Consider the following 885-nt stretch of genomic DNA (forward strand, 5'->3'; position numbering starts at 1 on the left):
TGACCTGCTGCGACTTGGGCACTGCCAGCACATAGCCGACACCGGCTTCCTCCAGCATCCGCCGGAAGTGCCACTCCTGCCCGTAGGCCGCATCCGCAGTCACCCAGGCAATCGGCAGCGCAGAGTCCAGCGCCCGCTGAACCATGACGCGTGCCAGCTCCGGCTTGGTCGCGAAGGACTTCTCCTCGGGGATCCGGGCCGCGCGGCACCGGTCGGGATCCTCAGTCCAGGACTTGGGCAGGTAGAGCTCGCGGTCCACCAACGCCCGGCCCCTGGCAGACGCGTAGGCGGCGAACACTCCGATCTGGCAATTCTCCGTACGGCCCGCGGTGCCGGAATACTGCCGCTGTACCCCGGCAGAGACGGTGCCCTTCTTCAGGAAGCCGGTGTCGTCGACGATCAGCACGCCGCCTGGCTGCCCGAGCCGCTCGGCCACGTAGTCCTGCAGGTCGTCGCGGATCTGGTCCGGATCCCACTGGCACCATGACAGCAGCCGCTGGAGTCCATGCGGGGTGCCGTGGCCCGCGTACTCGGCTATCTGCCAGCTGTTCTTCCTGCCCACCGGGCCCAGCAGGCCCCGCACGTAGTCCCGCATCCGCCGCCGCGGCTCAACGCGGCCGAAGCGCCTGCCCACCCGCTGTAGCAACGACTCCAACTCGGCATCCCACAGACCTACTTCGACACCGCTCTCCGTCCCCATGACTGGTTCAACGCACCCCGATCGGGTGAGTCACGAACCACCACCACCCTGACGGAGCGTCAGCTCACTAGACTCCCAAAAGGCCCCGTGACCAGGACAAATGGAGAAGTGCAACTGGAGTACTAGTACTCCAGTTGCAGTTCGCTATTCCCGCTGGTCAAAGGCTTGCTTTCGAGTGTAGCAAG

Annotated in this window: 1 protein-coding gene; it reads right to left on the reverse strand. The window is 65.8% G+C overall.

The window, feature by feature from the left end; genetic code table 11:
- A partial coding sequence (locus ACFPQ9_RS44550; RefSeq protein ID WP_380866198.1) for an IS701 family transposase occupies window positions 1–700 on the reverse strand: 700 nt, incomplete at its 3' end.
- Between the last annotated feature and the right edge of the window lie 185 nt (window positions 701–885).

Origin of the sequence: Streptomyces coerulescens (genome assembly GCF_042657965.1) — a bacterium.
In the GTDB taxonomy this organism is placed as follows: Bacteria; Actinomycetota; Actinomycetes; order Streptomycetales; family Streptomycetaceae; genus Streptomyces; species Streptomyces coerulescens.